Genomic DNA, 15,717 nt, shown 5'->3' with positions numbered 1-15,717 from the left:
GCAACGATAACCGACGATAGCGCCGGCGATGACGACATTCCTGGCCTGGGTTGCGACCGCGTTGGACGTGCTGGCGCTGTTCGGCTGTGTTGCCGTGCTCGCCTCGACGCGGTCGATGGCGCGGCTCGGGCGAGCGTCGCGCGCCGCGCCGCTCGCAGTTGCGCCCCAGCCGGTGACGATGCTGAAACCGCTCCACGGTGATGAGCCTCGGCTGGCGGAAAATCTGGCGACCTTCCGCGACCAGGACTGGGACGCACCGATCCAGATCCTCGCCGGCGTCGCCCGCGCCGACGATCCGGCGGCCGACATCGCCCGCTCGATCGGCGACATGGTCGATGTCGTGGTTGACGGACGCCGGCATGGCGCCAACGCCAAGATCGGCAACATCGTCAACATGATGCCCGCCGCACGCCACGACCTGATCGTGCTAAGCGACAGCGACATCGCCGCGCCGCCCAATTACCTGAAGCATATCGCCGCGCAGCTTGCCGATCCCGGCATCGGCGCGGTGACGATTGCTTATGGCGGGCGCGGCGACACCGGCTTCTGGTCGCGCTTCTGCGCCGGGATTGTCAGCTACCACTTCATGCCATCGATGATGCTGAGCCTCGATCTCGGCATGGGCGATGTCTGCATGGGCTCGACGATCGCGATGCGCCGCGAGACGCTGGAGGCGATTGGCGGCTTCGATCGCTTCGTCGATACGCTGGCTGATGATTATGCGATCGGCCAGGCGGTGCGGGCGCTGGGGCTGAAGGTGGTGGTGCCGCCGGTGTTCGTGACGCATGCCTCGATCGAGACCAGCTTTGCCGAGGTTGCCAAGCACGAGCTGCGCTGGATGGCGACGGTGCGCACCGTCAACGCGGCAGGCCATGTCGGATCGCTGACGCTGCACGCGCTGCCGCTGTCGCTGATCGCGCTGCTGCTGGCGCCGGGACGTTGGACATTGGCTGTGGTCATCGCCGCGCTGATCACCCGGCTGGTGTCGGCAAAGGTGGTCGACCGGGTGCTCGGCCGCACCACGCTGCCACTGTGGCTGATGCCGTTGCGTGACCTGATGACCTTCGGCGTTCATGTGACGAGCCTGTTCGTCCGCCGTGTCGACTGGCGCGGGGCGCGGCTCAAGATGCGCGCCGCCGGGCGGATCGAGGCCGAGGGCGCGTGAAGACCGTCATCGTGACCGCCGACGATTTCGGCGCGGCCGAGGCGGTCAATGAAGCAGTCGAGGTGGCCCACACGCAAGGGTGCCTGACGGCGGCAAGCCTGATGGTGACGGGCGACGCGGTCGATGACGCGGTTGCCCGTGCACGGCGCTTGCCGGGCTTGGGGGTTGGTCTACATCTGGTGCTGGTCGAGGGGCGTCCGGCCCTGCCGCCTCAACAGATTCCCGATCTTGTGGGTCCCGACGGCATGTTCCGAACGGATATGGCGCGCACCGGCGTCGACATTTTCTTCCGCCCCGCCGTCCGCCGCCAGTTGCGCGCCGAGGTTGAGGCGCAATTCGCGCGGTTCGCCGCGACCGGCCTGCCGCTCGATCACGTCAACGCGCACAAGCATTTCCACCTCCATCCGACGATCGCCGCAACGATGATCGAGGTCGGCAAGCGCTATGGCCTGAAAGCGAGCCGCGCGCCGGTGGAACCCGTCAATGTCATCGCGGCGATCGAGCTCACAAACCGCAATGCGACCACACGCATCGCCGACATCTGGGCGCGCCGCCTGCGTGGACGATTCCGCCGCCAAGGCATCGTCATGGCGGATCAAGTGTTCGGCCTTGCCTGGTCAGGCGCGATGACGACTGCGCGCGTCGCCGCGCTGGCCGCGCGCTTGCCCGACGGGGTGAGCGAAATCTACTTCCATCCCGGTACGCGCGATGATTTCCCCGGTCATGCCCCCGGCTATCGCTATGCAGACGAGTTGGCGGCGCTGACGTCGCCCGGGGTTAAGGCCGCGCTGGAGGCAAGCGGCGCGCGCCTGGCGCGATCGGGCGATCTGGCGGCGTGACAAGCCCGGCCGAGCCAACGCCCACCACGCCGCCGGACGGCCTCCCCCTCCCTCGCCGTTTATGGGCAATCGCCGCGCTGGGCTTCGGGACCGCGCTCGTCATTATCGACGGATCGGTGCCCAATGTCGCGCTGCCGACGATCGCGCGCGATCTGCACGTCAACAGCAGCGCGGCGGTGGCGGTGGTCACCGTCTATCAGCTGATGCTGGTCATGCTGCTGTTGCCGCTCGCCGGGCTGGGCGACCGGATCGGGCTCAAGCGGCTCTACCAATGGGGCCAGCTCCTCTTCACCATCGCAACGATGTTGTGCTTCTTCGCCAACAGCCTGCCTTTTCTGCTCGTCGTCCGCGCGGTGCAGGCGATGGGCGCGGCGGCGGCGCTCAGCGTTTCCTCGGCGCTGATCCGCTCGACTTACCCGTCCAGGCAATTGGGCCGCGGGTTGGGAATCAACTCAGTGATCGTCTCGTCGAGCGCGGCGCTGGCGCCATCGCTGGGCGGGCTGGTGCTGGCGGTCGCGCCCTGGCCGTGGGTGTTCGCGAGCGCTGTCCCGTTCGGCATCGCCTCGCTCATCCTGGGCCGAGCGCTGCCCGATCCGCCACGCGGCACCGCGCCGTTCGACGTGATCGGCGGCATTATGTGCGCCGCCATGTTCGGGCTCGTCATCGGCGGGATGGAAAGCGGCGTGCATGGCGACAGCCCGGTCGTCTCCGCAGCGATCGTGCTCACCGGCATCGCGATCGGCATCGCGTTCGTGCGCCGCGAGCGCCATGAGCCAAAGCCGATCCTGCCGATCGATCTGCTCGCGCGGCCGATCATTGCGCTGTCGGCAATCGGCGCGTTCACCGCGTTCACCGCGTCGATGACGCTGATCGTCTCGACGCCCTTCCGCCTCCAGCACCACTATCATTTCACCCCGGCGATGGTCGGCGCGGTGATTGCGCCCTGGCCGCTCACCAACATGATCGTAGCGCCGCTGGCCGGCTGGCTGTCGGATCGCGTGCCGGCGGGGCTGCTCGGCGGCATCGGCATGCTGGTGTCGATTACCGCGCTGGTGCTGATCGCGACGCTACCGGCGGATGCCACCTCGCTCGATATCGCCTGGCGGATGGCGCTGTGCGGATCGGGCTTCGGCATTTTCCTGCCGCCCAATGCGCGCCTCATTATCGGCTCGGTCGCGCGCGAGCGGGCAGCGGCAGCGGGCGGGCTGGTCGCGACGATGCGGCTCACCGGGCAAACGATGGGTGCGACCGTGGTCGCGGCGCTGCTCGCGATGGGCATTGGCGACGGCCGGGTGCCGCCGATGGTTTCGGCCGGCCTCGCGCTTATCGCCGGCCTGTGCAGCATCGCCCGCCTGCGCCCCTCGATCCGCGACCCGGGAAAGACCGAGATGCAGGACGAAGTGCCGGTGTTGAAGGCGACGCGGTAGCGAGCAACCATTCCTCTCCCGCCTGCGGGAGAGGATAGCGTAGCTTGCGAGCTTGCTCGCTAGCGAAGCTTGGTGAGGGCGGCTGCATGGGAATAATGCAGGATCGTACCCCTCACCCAGCTTCGACTAAGCCTTTGCTGCGCAAAGACTAAGTCTGCGCAACCAGTTCGGGGTAAACAGCGCCCCACGCTGTTTAGGCCATGCCGGGGGCATGGCCGACCCCGAACTCCCGCAGGGGAGAGGGGACGACGCTAGACTCCTAAAACACCGCCTTCGCGTCCGCTTCCTTCAGCATTGCCTGGCGCACCAGCGGGATCGGCGGGCCGCCATAGCTCAAGAAAGCATCGTGGAAGGCTTTCCACGCCTTGCGACCGCCCTTGTCCTTGGTCCAGTCGGCGCGCAGGCGGCGGATCATCAGCTTGCCCATCGTGTAGTTGAGATAGGCCGGGTCATAAGTGCCGCGCGCCGCCTGTTGCTTGGCGGTGCCCTCGTCCTGGAAGCATTCGGTCCGGAACAATTGCTCGGACTGGGTGACGCTCATCCCGCCAGTGTGCAGCCCGATCGCCGACAGGAAGCGGCAATCGCGCAGCAAGGCGTTGGAAAGCTGGCCGATATGCGTTTCCGGGTCGCCATTGTTGAGGCCCGCATCCCACATCATTTCCTCGGCATAATGCGCCCAACCCTCGGCGAACGCGTAACCGACGAAAATCTGCCCGAATTTGGACGGCGACCGGTTGGCATGGAGGAACTGGACGAAGTGCCCCGGCATCACTTCGTGCACTGTCGTGAACAGCAAGTCCGCCTTGCCGGGCACATAGGCATCCTGCACCGCCTTTGACCAAGTCGGGTCGGGCGGCGAGATGTAATAGACCGACGGGATGCCCTTATCGAAAGGCCCCGGCGGATCAATATACGCGAAATTCTGCCGGTTATAGGGCGGGCTTTCCTCGACCATCGCTTGCTCGGTGCCGGGGATGCTGACGATATCGTGGCTGGTCACGAACGCGCGCAGCATCGGGATCTGGCGGCGCGCTTCGGCGACGGGACCGCCGACCGGCTTGTTGGCATTGAGCTTGGCGATGCAGGCGGGCACACTCGCACCCGGCGCAAACTTGGCGCAGGCGGCGACGAGCGCGTCCCTGTTGCGCTTCAGATCGGCCCGACCGATCTGCTCGAGCTGATCGAGCGGGGTATCGACCCCCTCGGTCGCCAGCAGCATCCGCGCGAAACGATCCTTGCCGAGCACGAAATCCCGGGTGGCGTGCGGGCGTTGCTGCTCCACCCAATAAGCGAGATCATGCATCGCCTTCGCCGCCGCGTCAGATGCCTTGACGAAATCGGCCTGGAGCTTGGCGTCCTTCACATCGGCAAAGGCCTTGCGCGCGTCACCGGCATAGAAATCGCCATAGCCCTTGAACGCGGCGACGCCGTAATTGATCAGGCTCAGCGGCAGTGGCGCTTGCAGATTGGCGCGGATTTGCGCGGCGGCGGTCGGAATGTTGCCGAAGAATTTGGTGATCGCTTTCAGCCGCGTCGCCTTGTCGGCATAGGGTCGAGCGATGAAGGCGTTCGGGTCGAGCCCGTCATTGATATAATAATAGGGGTTCTTGTGCGGCTGATCGGCGTCGGTCAGCCAGAACAACCGCCCCTCGGCGACCTTGACCAGATAGCGGCGCTCGAACGCCTGGTCGGCAGGGAGCTTGGCGTCGTCGAACTTGCCGGCGTCTGCAATGGCTTCCTTCAGGAAATCGGCCATCTGCTTCAGCCCCGCCGGGCTCCAATTGGGGAGCTGGCCATCGAAATCATGCCGGCCCTGATAGACCGCATAGGTCGGGTCGAGCTGGAACAGCTGCTCGACAAAGGCATCTCGGAAAGCGGGGAAGCTGGTGGTGGGCAGCGGCGCCAACGGTGTGATCGGGGTCGACACTGCGGTTGCCGTCGCCGTCTCGACTGTCGTTTCGGCTTTGGTTTCGGTCGCCTTGCTCGCCGGCTGTTGCGCGCAGCTTGCGAGCGCAAGCGCCCCGGCCGTCGCCATCAATACTCGCCGCATCCCAGTCTCCTTCATTGAGTCGTTGGGCACTGTGTCGCAGGGATAAGGCGCCGGGGAAAGCCAAAGCATCCGCCGGCCAACGCATTGTTTCCGCGAATGCCGGTTGCCCGTGCCCCCTGCCCTGGCCTAGAGCCCGTCGTTACGATGGCCAAAGCGGCACACCCCCTCTCCATCCCCAATTTCCGTGCCTATTGGGCGGCGCGGCTGACGATGACGGTCGCGATCACCGCGATGGCGATCATCATCGGCTGGCAAACCTACGGCATTGCACGCGAGACCATGTCGATCCGGGGTGCGTCGTTCATGCTGGGCATGATCGGCGTGGCGCAATTCGTGCCGCTGTTCGTGCTGACGCCGGTGGTAGGGCTGATCGCCGACAGCGTCGACCGGCGCGCCATCGTCCGCGCCACGACCGCGCTGATGACTCTGAGCGCGACGACCTTGGGTGTGCTGACGTGGACGGGGCATCTGGGGCTGGTCGCGCTCTATGGCGCGGCGGTGATTGCCGGCATCGTCCGCGCCTTTTCCGGCCCCGCTTTCTCTGCCCTTTCGCCCAATCTGGTGCCGCGCGAGAGCTTGCCGACCGCGATCGCGATCAGTTCGATTGCATGGCAAGTCGGCTCGATCGCCGGCCCGAGCGTCGGCGGGCTGCTGTTCGCGCTCAGCCCCAACATTGCTTATGCCGGCTGCATCGCGCTGCTGGTCACCGCGCTCATCTGCCTGATGCTGATTGGCCCGGTGCCGCAGCCGCCCGCCCAGACCGATCACCGGCCGCTGGCGCGCATTGCCGAGGGCTTTCATTATGTCCGCCGCAACCGGCTGGTGCTGGCGACGATCACGCTCGATCTGTTCGCCGTGCTGCTGGCCGGCGCGACCGCGCTGCTGCCGGTGTTCGCTCGGGACATCCTCCATGTCGGCGCCGATGGCCTCGGGCTGCTCGCCGCCAGCATGGGCATCGGCGCGTCGGTAATGGCAGTGCTATTCTCGGTCCGGCCGATGAAGCGCGATGTCGGTGCGCGGATGCTGCTGGCGGTAATCGTGTTCGGTGCTGCCATCCTGTGCTTCGGCTTGTCGCGCTTTTACTGGCTCAGCGTTGCCGCGTTGATCGTGGCGGGCGCGGCCGACATGGTGTCGGTCTATGTCCGGCAGTCGCTGATCCAGCTCCACACACCCGATGCGATGCGCGGCCGCGTTTCGGCGGTGTCGCAGCTGACCATTTCTGCCTCGAACGAGCTGGGGGAGGCTGAAAGCGGGCTGCTCGCCTCGATCCTCGGGCCAGTCGGCGCTGTAGTGTTCGGCGGGGTCGGCGCGATCGTGATCACGATCCTTTGGGCGCGGCTGTTCCCCGAGCTAAAACTTGCCAAGACCTTCGATCCGCCCAAGATAGAAACTGCAGCCGCCTGAACAGGAGAGCCCGACGATGAAAGCGCAGACGATCCTCGAGACCATTGGCAACACGCCGCACATCCGCGTCGCCAAGCTGTTTCCGGAAGCCGAGGTGTGGATCAAGTCCGAGCGCGCCAATCCCGGCGGGTCGATCAAGGACCGCATCGCGCTGGCGATGATCGAAGCGGCGGAGCGCGACGGCCATTTGAAGCCCGGCGGTACGATCATCGAGCCGACCAGCGGCAACACCGGCGTCGGGCTGGCGATGGTCGCGGCGGTGAAGGGCTACAAGCTCGTGTTGGTGATGCCCGAGAGCATGTCGCTCGAACGCCGCCGGCTGATGCTCGCTTATGGCGCGACCTTCGATCTCACCCCGCGCGAAAAGGGGATGAAAGGCGCGATCGAGCGGGCGATGCAGCTGGTCGATGAAACGCCGGGTGCGTGGATGCCGCAGCAGTTCGAGAACGCCGCCAATATCGACGTTCACGTCCGCACCACGGCGCAGGAAATCCTTGCCGATTTCCGCGATACGCCGATCGACGTCATTATCACGGGCGTCGGCACCGGCGGCCACATTACGGGCGTCGCGGAGACGCTCAAAAAGAGCTGGCCCAACCTGAAGGTGTATGCGGTCGAGCCGGAAGCGTCGCCGGTCATCTCGGGCGGGCAGCCGGGGCCGCATCCCATTCAGGGCATCGGCGCCGGTTTCGTGCCCGCCAATCTGCACACCGCCGCGCTCGATGGCGTCATCAAGGTCGATGCCAATCTCGCCAAGGAAATGGCGCGCCGCGCCGCGCGCGAGGAAGGCATGCTGGTCGGCATTTCGTCGGGCGCGACGCTCGCCGCGATCCGCCAGAAGCTGCCCGATCTGCCGAGCGGCGCACGCGTGCTGGGCTTCAATTACGACACTGGCGAGCGCTATCTTTCGGTGCCCGATTTCCTGCCCGAAAATTGAACACATAGGCGCAGGATTCCGTTCGAATCGGAGCGAATCTTTGATAGAGTGACCGAGTCGCGGATCGGGGCTCGGGGGCTTTAACGTGCGTCAGATTATGATTTGCGCCAGCTTCATGCTGGCGGTGGTTCAGCTTTGGCCCATGGTCTTTGGCCATCACATCATGCCGACCACGCCGGCACGGGCTGCGGATGTGCGCGCCGCCACGCAATTGATCACGCCGTCGCGCGCAGTCGCGTCGCAGATGGTGCCGGCCGTGGTCGAACGCCCCGCGGCGAAGACATTGCCGGCAACGGGCAAGGACAATCCGATCGGTTGCTACCAGCGCTATCAGATCGCTTATCGTGAATGCCGCTCGAACGATGGCGGCTGCCGGATGGGCGCGGCCGACAAGTGGGACCTGTGCGAAGCCACGGGATTCTGGAAAGAATAATCGTCAGCCTGCCGCCAGCTCCTTGAGCGGGACGGCGGTGTCGGCGAGCCGGGCGGGATCGACGCGGCTGCCCGCCAAGACCAGCGCACGACCCTGCGCATAATCGCGGGTCGCGTTGACGCAATCGAGCGCGATCACCGCGCCGTCCCGCAGATAAATGAGTGAAAACGAGCGCGTCGCCGGGTCGCCGCGCAGCACCGTCGCATCATGGCCGCCGGACAGGCCCACCGTCTGCAAGCGCAGATCATATTGGTTTGACCAGAACCACGGCACGGCTGAATAGGGCTCCGGCGCGCCGATAATCGCGTTCGCCGCCGTCGTTGCCTGGTCGTTGGCGTTCTGTACCGATTCGAGACGGATGGTCGCGCCAGCGGCGAAGCGATTGGCATGCGCAGCGCAATCCCCGATTGCGTAAATGTCGGGCAGGGTGGTGCGGCAAAGCTCGTCGACCATCACGCCATTGCCGCCCGCCGCGCCGGCTGCGACGAGCGGGCCGATGGCAGGCTCGATGCCGATGCCGACGATGACCATATCGGCGGCGAGCAGCTCACCATCGGCAAGGCGAACGCCGGTCACGCGGTCGCCCTCGCCGCCGATCCCCGCCACACTCGCGCCCAGCCGGATGTCGACGCCGTGCGCGCGATGCTCGGCCTCGAAGAAGCGCGACAGCGGCTCACCAGCAACGCGCGCCAGCACGCGGTCAAGCGCCTCGACCAACGTCACTTGCTTGTCGAACTTGCGCAGCACCGCAGCTGCCTCCAGCCCGATATAGCCGCCGCCGATAACGACAACGTGGCGCGTCGCGGCGAGCTCGCTTTCGAGCCGGTCGACATCGGCGCGAGTGCGGATGCTGTGGACGCCGGAGAGATCATGCCCATCGCAGCTGAGCCGGCGCGGCGCACCGCCCGTTGCCCAGATGAGCTGGCCAAAGCCGAGCGTCTCGCCATGGTCCGTCGTCACCCGATGCGCGCCAGCATCGACCGCCACGACCGTCGCCGAGAGGATGAATTCGACGCTCCGCTCCGCCCAAAACGCCGGCTGTCGGATCAGCAGCCGCTCGAACGGTTTTTCCGCCGCCAGATAATCCTTGGAGAGCGGCGGGCGCTCATAAGGCAGTTCGGGCTCGGCGCCGATAACGCCGATCGAGCCCGCGAATTTCAGCTGCCGAAGCGCAATCGCCGCCTGCGCGCCGCCATGGCCAGCACCGACGATCAAAACATCGAAGTGGCGCACCCCCTACCCTTTGCGATCAGGCCAGCGCGCCGTGGCAATGCTTGTATTTCTGCCCCGATCCGCACGGGCACGGCGCATTGCGGCTGACGACGCCTTCCCAGCTTGCCGGATCGCTGCCCAGGCCGCTCGCATCGGGCTGCGGCGCCTGCAGCGGCGCGACCCGCGTCGTCACCAGACCCAGCGTGCCGGCGTCGATGTCATTGGTGTCATCGATACCCGTCAGCGGATCGAGGTGCGTCGTCAGGAACGAGGGCAGCTCGGGCAGCGGCGGCGCTTCAGGCAGCTGGAACTGCACATAGGCAATCGTCCGCGTCACATCGTCGCGGATATTGTCGAGCATGCGCTGGAACAGCGCGAACGCCTCCTGCTTATACTCGTTGAGCGGCGTCTTCTGCGCATAAGCGCGCAGATGGACGACCTGGCGCAGCGCATCGAGCGTCGCCAGATGCTCCTTCCAGTGATGGTCGAGATTCTGCAGCAGGATCGATTTTTCGACCTGGATCCAGGTCTCGGGCTCCAGGCTCGCGGCTTTTTCGGCGACCAGCGCGTCGGCGGCGGCCTGCAATTGCTCGCCCAGCAATTCGGGGTCGATCGCATCCTGCTTCAGCCACGCGTCGATCGGCGGCTCCAGCCCGAGCACCTCGCGCGCGCGCTCCTTCAACAGCTCGACATTCCACTGCTCGGGATAGCTGTTGGGCGGGCACGCCTCACCGACGATCGCGTTCACCGTCTCGGTGCGCATGTCGGTGACGACATCGCCGACCGTTTCGGCATCCATGATGTCGGCGCGCTGCTCGTAGATCACCTTGCGCTGGTCATTCATCACGTCGTCATACTCGACGACCTGCTTGCGGATGTCGTAGTTGCGCGCCTCGACCTTTTTCTGCGCGGTCTCGATCGCTTTCGACATCCAGCGCGACGGCGGCAGCGCCTCGCCGTCTTCCAGATTGGCGCGCATCATCTTGGCGAACATCGTGTCCGGGCCGAAGATGCGCAGCAGATCGTCGTCGAGGCAGAGGTAAAAGCGGCTGAGGCCCGGATCGCCCTGGCGGCCCGAACGACCGCGCAGCTGATTGTCGATGCGGCGGCTTTCGTGGCGCTCGGTGCCGAGCACGAACAGCCCGCCGGCGTCGAGCACTTCCTGCTTTTCGACCGCGATCTCGGCCTTGATCCGCTCGATCGCGGCGTCGCGCTCCGGCCCCTCGGCCAGGTCGCGCAGCTCGTCGGCAATACGGAAATCGAGGTTGCCGCCGAGCTGAATGTCGGTACCGCGACCCGCCATGTTGGTCGCGATCGTCACCGCGCCCTTGCGGCCCGCCTGCGCGACGATATGCGCTTCGCTCTCGTGGAAACGCGCGTTGAGCACCGCGTGCGGCACGCCTTCCTTGGTCAGATAATCGGACAACAGCTCGGATTTCTCGATCGAGACTGTGCCGACGAGCACCGGCTGGCCCTTTTCGGCATGTTCCTTGATCGTCCGCGCGATGCCCTGGAACTTGTCGGCGGTCGATTTGTAGAACGTATCTTCCTCGTCGACGCGCTTGACCGGCACGTTGGTCGGGATCGAGACGACGTTCATCTTGTAGATGTCGTAGAATTCCGCCGCCTCGGTCGCTGCCGTACCGGTCATGCCGGAAAGCTTCGGGTACATGCGGAAATAATTCTGGAAGGTTATCGAGGCCATCGTCTGGTTTTCGGGCTCGATCGTCACGCCTTCCTTGGCCTCGACCGCCTGGTGCAGCCCTTCCGACCAGCGCCGCCCGTCCATCATGCGGCCGGTAAACTCATCAATGATGACGACCTTGCCGTCCTTCACGATGTAATCGATGTCGCGCTTGAACATCATGTTTGCGCGCAGTGCCTGGTTCAGGTGGTGGACGACCTGAGTGTTCTCGAAATCATAGAGGTTGCTGCCCTGGAGCAGCCCGGCGCTCTCGAGCATCCGCTCGGCCTTTTCGGTGCCGTCTTCGGTCAGGATGATCGAGCGCTGCTTTTCGTCGAGCTCATAATCCTCGGGCACGAACTGCTTCACCACCGCATCGACGCGCAGATACAGGTCGGTCTTGTCGTCGGTGGGGCCGGAAATGATCAGCGGCGTGCGGGCTTCGTCGATCAGGATCGAATCGACCTCGTCGACGATCGCGAAGTTGAACTTGCGCTGCGTCATCTGGTCGCGATCATACTTCATGTTGTCGCGCAGATAATCGAAGCCGAACTCGTTGTTGGTGCCGTAGGTGATGTCCGAGTGATAGGCCTCGCGGCGCTCGCTGTCCGACAGGTTGGGTACGATGACGCCGACCGTCAGGCCGAGGAAGCGATAGACCTGGCCCATCCAGTCGGCGTCGCGGCGGGCAAGGTAATCGTTGACCGTGACGACATGGACGCCGGTGCCGGGCAGCGCGTTGAGATAGGTCGCGAGCGTCGCGACCAACGTCTTGCCCTCACCCGTGCGCATCTCGGCGATTTCGCCGCGGTGGAGCACGATGCCGCCGACCATCTGCACGTCATAATGGCGCTGGCCGAGCGTGCGCTTGGCCGCTTCGCGCACCGTGGCGAACGCCTCGGGCAGCAGATCGTCGAGCTTGGCGCCTTGGGCGAGCTGCTCGCGGAACTTGGCGGTCTGCGCGGCGAGCGTCGCATCGTCCATTGCCTGGAGCGCAGGCTCAAAGCTCGCGATCTTGGCGATGATCGGGTTGAGCGATTTGACGTAGCGTTCGTTCGACGAGCCGAACAGCGATTTGGCGATGGCGCCGAGCATGGTGGTTTCCTGAAATTAGCGCCGAGGCACCGGTTGAGCGGGCAGCATCGGCAAAGGGACGAGTGGACGATTGAAACGGGCGCGGATGCGTGCCCGTGGACAGACGACCGCGCTTATTCGCGCCGGCGTCCAGCGAACAAGGGTTCGCTTGGCGATACCGTTTCGCCCTCAATCTTGGGCGTAACAGCGACGGCAGCAATCGAAGCGAGCGGCTGTGCGTGCCGCTGCCGCTCGGCAGGCGCCACGGCCTTAACGATCGCACTCGCCGCCGCCTGCCGGCTGACCGCCTGCGGCGCGACAAAGCGCGTCGCCGGGCCGGACCCGCCGGTCAGCGCCGAGAACAGCGCCGAGAAAAGCAACAGCAATGTCACGCCAACGTCACCTTCATGGTGGCGCGGACATAGGCACTGACGGGCGCCACGTCCAATGCAAAGTCGATAAGCACGTTCACTCGTCTTTCAGTTGCCAACGCACCGGTGGCAGGTCCAGCTCGCTGGTGATCGGCTTGCCGCTGGCGTCCACCGCAGGCTTGAAGCGACCATTGCTGATCGCGTCCGCGCAAGTTGCCTGGTCGAGCGTCGGTACGCCGCTGGACGCGGTGACGCGGCAATCCGAGACCAAACCCGTTTCATCGATGGTCAAGCGGACGCTGACGCGCCCCTCGATCGAATGGCGCTTGGCATAGGGCGGATAGGTTTCTTCACTAAACCAATCGGCCGGACTGCCGATCATATGCGCACCATGCGGCGCCGGCTCAGGTGCTGCAGGCTCTGGTGCCGGCGGCGCCGGGGCGGGCCCGGTTTGCCGCTCGCGATCGCGCCCCGACCGGATCAATCGCTCAACCAAGCCGGACAGCCGCGAGAGCGGCACCCGTGGCAAATGGCGCAACGGGTGCGCGATTTCGTCGCTACGTTTGATAACGATCAGCGCTAGCAAGACGATCGAGAGCGCGGCGATGCCGCCGAAGACCAGCGCTGCAGTCCGCCCGGTCTTTGGGCTGTTGTCCTCCACGCCGGCGCTATTCGGAGTCGAGCGTCGACGGGCCGGTGACGAGCTGCCAGCGCATCGCCGAGCGCCAGACGCCGGCGACCGGATGCCCCGCCGCATCGCGCGCCGGGGAGAAGCGGCCGTGGGTGACGATCAGGTCGCAGGTCGTATTGTCGAGCTGAGCCGAGCCGCTCGACTGGACAATGTCGCACTCGACCAGCCGCCCCTGCGCATCGACCTTGACCGAGAATGCCGTGCGGCCTTCCTGCCCGGCATTGCGCGCCTCGGGCGGATAAGCATCGGCCGGAAACCAATCGGCGGGATTGCCGATCGGCTTGGCGCGCGGAATGCCATCATCGGTGACCGTCTTCGCGGCGGGAGCAGCGGTGCTTGGATCGGGCAGCGTCGGCTTGGCGGGCCCCTTGGTTATGGGCTTGGCAACCGGCTTGGCAGCGTGCTTGGTCGGCGTTTTGGCCAATGCCAAGGAAACCCCGGGGCCAATAAGCGCGGCCATGCCGAGCACCGCCAGCATTGCCGCCCGCTGCGATCCGATCTTGCGTTGCGCCCCTGTCACTCTAACACCCTCGTCACTCTAACACCCCTTCGCATCGTTCTTTCGTGAAATCCTAGTCAGAGAAAATCGCCATGTCATCCGCGTCGTCCCGCTCGCCGCTCGCGCCCGCCCGCTTCCCCGATCTGCCCGAGATCGCCGGGGTCGAGCGGCGCGTCGCGCGGGCGGGATACAAGGCGTGGGATCGGGCCGATTTGACGTTCATTACCGTCGCGCCCGGCACCAGCGTTGCCGGCGTGTTGACGACGAGCAAATGCCCCTCCCCCGAAGTCGAATGGTGCCGGGCGGCACTCGCGCTCGGCCAGGCGCGCGCGGTCGTGGTCAATGCCGGCAACGCCAACGCGTTCACCGGCGGTCGCGGCCGCGCGGCGGTGGAAGCGATTGCCGCGCGGGCGGCCGGCGCAATCGGCTGCCAGCCGTCCGACATCTTCGTCGCCTCGACCGGCGTCATCGGCGTGCCCTTGCCGATCGACAAGGCCGAGGCGGGGCTCGACGCGGCCTTAGCCGCGCCGCTGGCGAGTTGGGAAGACGCCGCACTGACGATCGGCACCACCGACACGTTCCCCAAAGGCGCCGCGACCACCGCGATTGTCGATGGCCGCACCATTACCCTCACCGGCATCATCAAAGGCTCCGGCATGATCGCGCCCGACATGGCGACGATGCTGGGGTTCATCTTTACCGATGCCGCCGTTTCGCCCGCCTTTCTCCAGCACGCGCTGAGCGAGGCGAACCGGCGCAGCTTTTCGTGCATCACGGTCGACAGCGACACCTCGACCAGCGACACCGTGCTGGCCTTCGCAACCGGCGCTGCCGGCAACGCACCGATCGAGTATGACGACACCCCCGGCGCCGATGCGTTCCGCGCCGCGCTGAGCGATTTGTGCCTGCAGCTCGCGCATCTCGTCGTCCGCGATGGCGAAGGAGCCAGCAAGTTCATCCGCATCGACGTCGCCGGCGCCGAAAGCGACGCCAGCGCGCACCGCATCGCGCTATCGATTGCCAATTCACCGCTGGTGAAGACCGCCATCGCCGGCGAGGACGCCAATTGGGGCCGCGTCGTGATGGCGGTCGGCAAGGCGGGAGAGCCAGCCGATCGTGACCGGCTATCGATCCGCTTCGGCGGCGTCCAGGTCGCGCGCGAGGGGCTCGCGGTCGCCGATTATGACGAAGCGCCGGTTGCCGCGCACCTCAAAACCCAGGACATCGACATCGAGGTCGACCTGGGCCTGGGCGAAGGCCGCGCGACCGTTTGGACGTGCGACCTGACCCATGGCTATATCAGCATCAACGCCGATTATCGGAGCTAAGCTGCGCCTGGACTCCAGTCTTGTTTCGATGGAGCCGTCATTCCCGCGCAGGCGGGAATCCATTCTGGCTGAAACCGATTAGTCGGACGATGTTCAGCGTTAAGGGATCCCCGCCTTCGCGGGGCGACAATTCAATGTGAAAAGGACTGACTTTAGGCCCAACCGTCACCCCAGCGAAAGCTGGAGTCTTTCGCCGTCACGAGGCCCCCGCTTTCGCTGGGGCGACGATAGGTGGATCAGGCCAGCGCGCCTTCCAGCCACGCCTTGAGTTGGCTCTTCGGCGCCGCACGGCTGAACCGCGCCACTTCCTCGCCGCCCTTGAACAGCACGAGGTTAGGGATGGTGCGGATGCCGAAGCGCGTCGCTGCCTCGGGCGCATCGTCCAGATTGGCCTTAGTGATGACGACATGATCGGCGAGCTCGTCCGAAATCTCTTCCAGGCTCGGCGCGATCACCTTGCACGGCCCGCACCAATCCGCCCAGAAATCGACCAGCACCGGCTTGTCGGCCTTGAGCACGTCGGAATCGAAACTGTCATCGCTGATTTTCTTGGTCGCCATGGGAATCTCCTTGATTGGCGCGCAATCTAAGCAAGCAAGGCTC

At 65.6% G+C, this 15,717-nt stretch carries 14 protein-coding genes; 7 read left to right on the top strand and 7 right to left on the bottom strand.

From position 1 onward, the window contains the following. The first annotated feature begins 28 nt into the window (after positions 1 to 28). The 3 genes from hpnI to ACLB0R_RS14180 are packed head-to-tail and all read left to right on the top strand — an operon-like array spanning position 29 to position 3,431. A complete protein-coding gene (gene hpnI / locus ACLB0R_RS14190) occupies positions 29 to 1,165 on the top strand; it encodes a bacteriohopanetetrol glucosamine biosynthesis glycosyltransferase HpnI (RefSeq protein WP_416644008.1) in 1,137 nt (378 codons plus the stop codon). Then, positions 1,162 to 2,004 (top strand): hopanoid biosynthesis-associated protein HpnK, encoded by an 843-nt coding sequence (gene hpnK, locus ACLB0R_RS14185; protein WP_416644007.1) that lies wholly within the window; start codon positions 1,162 to 1,164, stop codon positions 2,002 to 2,004. The genes hpnI and hpnK overlap by 4 nt, the downstream gene beginning before the upstream one ends. Beyond that, positions 2,001 to 3,431, top strand: a complete 1,431-nt coding sequence (locus ACLB0R_RS14180; protein WP_416644006.1) for an MFS transporter — start codon at positions 2,001 to 2,003, stop codon at positions 3,429 to 3,431. Before hpnK ends, ACLB0R_RS14180 begins: the two co-directional genes overlap by 4 nt. Before the next feature lie 259 nt (positions 3,432 to 3,690). On the opposite strand, the gene ACLB0R_RS14175 is transcribed toward ACLB0R_RS14180, so the two are convergent. Continuing rightward, on the bottom strand, positions 3,691 to 5,481 hold the full coding sequence (locus ACLB0R_RS14175) for a DUF885 family protein (RefSeq protein ID WP_416644005.1): 1,791 nt from the start codon (positions 5,479 to 5,481) through the stop codon (positions 3,691 to 3,693). 144 nt (positions 5,482 to 5,625) lie between these two features. Here ACLB0R_RS14175 and ACLB0R_RS14170 point away from each other — a divergent pair, with 144 nt between their 5' ends. The 3 genes from ACLB0R_RS14170 (at position 5,626) to ACLB0R_RS14160 (ending at position 8,255) form a co-directional block, all read left to right on the top strand. Continuing rightward, entirely contained in the window at positions 5,626 to 6,885 is a 1,260-nt protein-coding gene (locus ACLB0R_RS14170; protein ID WP_416644004.1) for an MFS transporter, read from the top strand. A gap of 16 nt (positions 6,886 to 6,901) precedes the next feature. Next, positions 6,902 to 7,822: a cysteine synthase A gene (gene cysK / locus ACLB0R_RS14165; protein WP_416644003.1), complete on the top strand. Its 921-nt coding sequence runs from the start codon at positions 6,902 to 6,904 to the stop codon at positions 7,820 to 7,822. 115 nt (positions 7,823 to 7,937) lie between these two features. Beyond that, positions 7,938 to 8,255, top strand: a complete 318-nt coding sequence (locus ACLB0R_RS14160) for a hypothetical protein (RefSeq protein ID WP_416644002.1) — start codon at positions 7,938 to 7,940, stop codon at positions 8,253 to 8,255. A gap of 3 nt (positions 8,256 to 8,258) precedes the next feature. Here ACLB0R_RS14160 and ACLB0R_RS14155 read toward each other — a convergent pair whose 3' ends face one another. The 5 genes from ACLB0R_RS14155 to ACLB0R_RS14135 form a co-directional block, all read right to left on the bottom strand. Next, on the bottom strand, positions 8,259 to 9,488 hold the full coding sequence (locus ACLB0R_RS14155; RefSeq protein WP_416644001.1) for an NAD(P)/FAD-dependent oxidoreductase: 1,230 nt from the start codon (positions 9,486 to 9,488) through the stop codon (positions 8,259 to 8,261). A gap of 16 nt (positions 9,489 to 9,504) precedes the next feature. Continuing rightward, entirely contained in the window at positions 9,505 to 12,246 is a 2,742-nt protein-coding gene (gene secA / locus ACLB0R_RS14150) for a preprotein translocase subunit SecA (RefSeq protein ID WP_416644000.1), read from the bottom strand. A 113-nt stretch (positions 12,247 to 12,359) separates the two neighbouring features. Continuing rightward, positions 12,360 to 12,617 carry a hypothetical protein gene (locus ACLB0R_RS14145; RefSeq protein WP_416643999.1) on the bottom strand — a complete coding sequence of 86 codons (258 nt, stop codon included), beginning with the start codon at positions 12,615 to 12,617 and terminating at the stop codon, positions 12,360 to 12,362. Positions 12,618 to 12,693: 76 nt separating this feature from the next. After that, positions 12,694 to 13,257: an energy transducer TonB gene (locus ACLB0R_RS14140; RefSeq protein WP_416643998.1), complete on the bottom strand. Its 564-nt coding sequence runs from the start codon at positions 13,255 to 13,257 to the stop codon at positions 12,694 to 12,696. Between the two features lie 7 nt (positions 13,258 to 13,264). Beyond that, complete coding sequence (locus ACLB0R_RS14135; protein ID WP_434953866.1) at positions 13,265 to 13,717, bottom strand: energy transducer TonB; 453 nt, start codon at positions 13,715 to 13,717, stop codon at positions 13,265 to 13,267. Between the two features lie 161 nt (positions 13,718 to 13,878). Between ACLB0R_RS14135 and argJ the strand changes: the two genes are divergently transcribed. Further along, positions 13,879 to 15,114 (top strand): bifunctional glutamate N-acetyltransferase/amino-acid acetyltransferase ArgJ, encoded by a 1,236-nt coding sequence (argJ, locus tag ACLB0R_RS14130; protein WP_416643996.1) that lies wholly within the window; start codon positions 13,879 to 13,881, stop codon positions 15,112 to 15,114. Between the two features lie 236 nt (positions 15,115 to 15,350). Here the strand turns inward: argJ and trxA are convergent, their stop codons facing one another. Then, the gene (gene trxA / locus ACLB0R_RS14125; protein WP_416643995.1) at positions 15,351 to 15,674 is read right to left on the bottom strand and encodes a thioredoxin; all 324 of its coding nucleotides are present in this window, start codon (positions 15,672 to 15,674) and stop codon (positions 15,351 to 15,353) included. Between the last annotated feature and the right edge of the window lie 43 nt (positions 15,675 to 15,717).

Origin of the sequence: Sphingomonas sp. GlSt437, from assembly GCF_048015635.2 — a bacterium.
Taxonomy (GTDB): Bacteria; Pseudomonadota; Alphaproteobacteria; order Sphingomonadales; family Sphingomonadaceae; genus Sphingomonas.
Note: the sequence above shows the minus strand (reverse complement) of the source record. Positions and strands in the feature narration are given on the sequence as shown.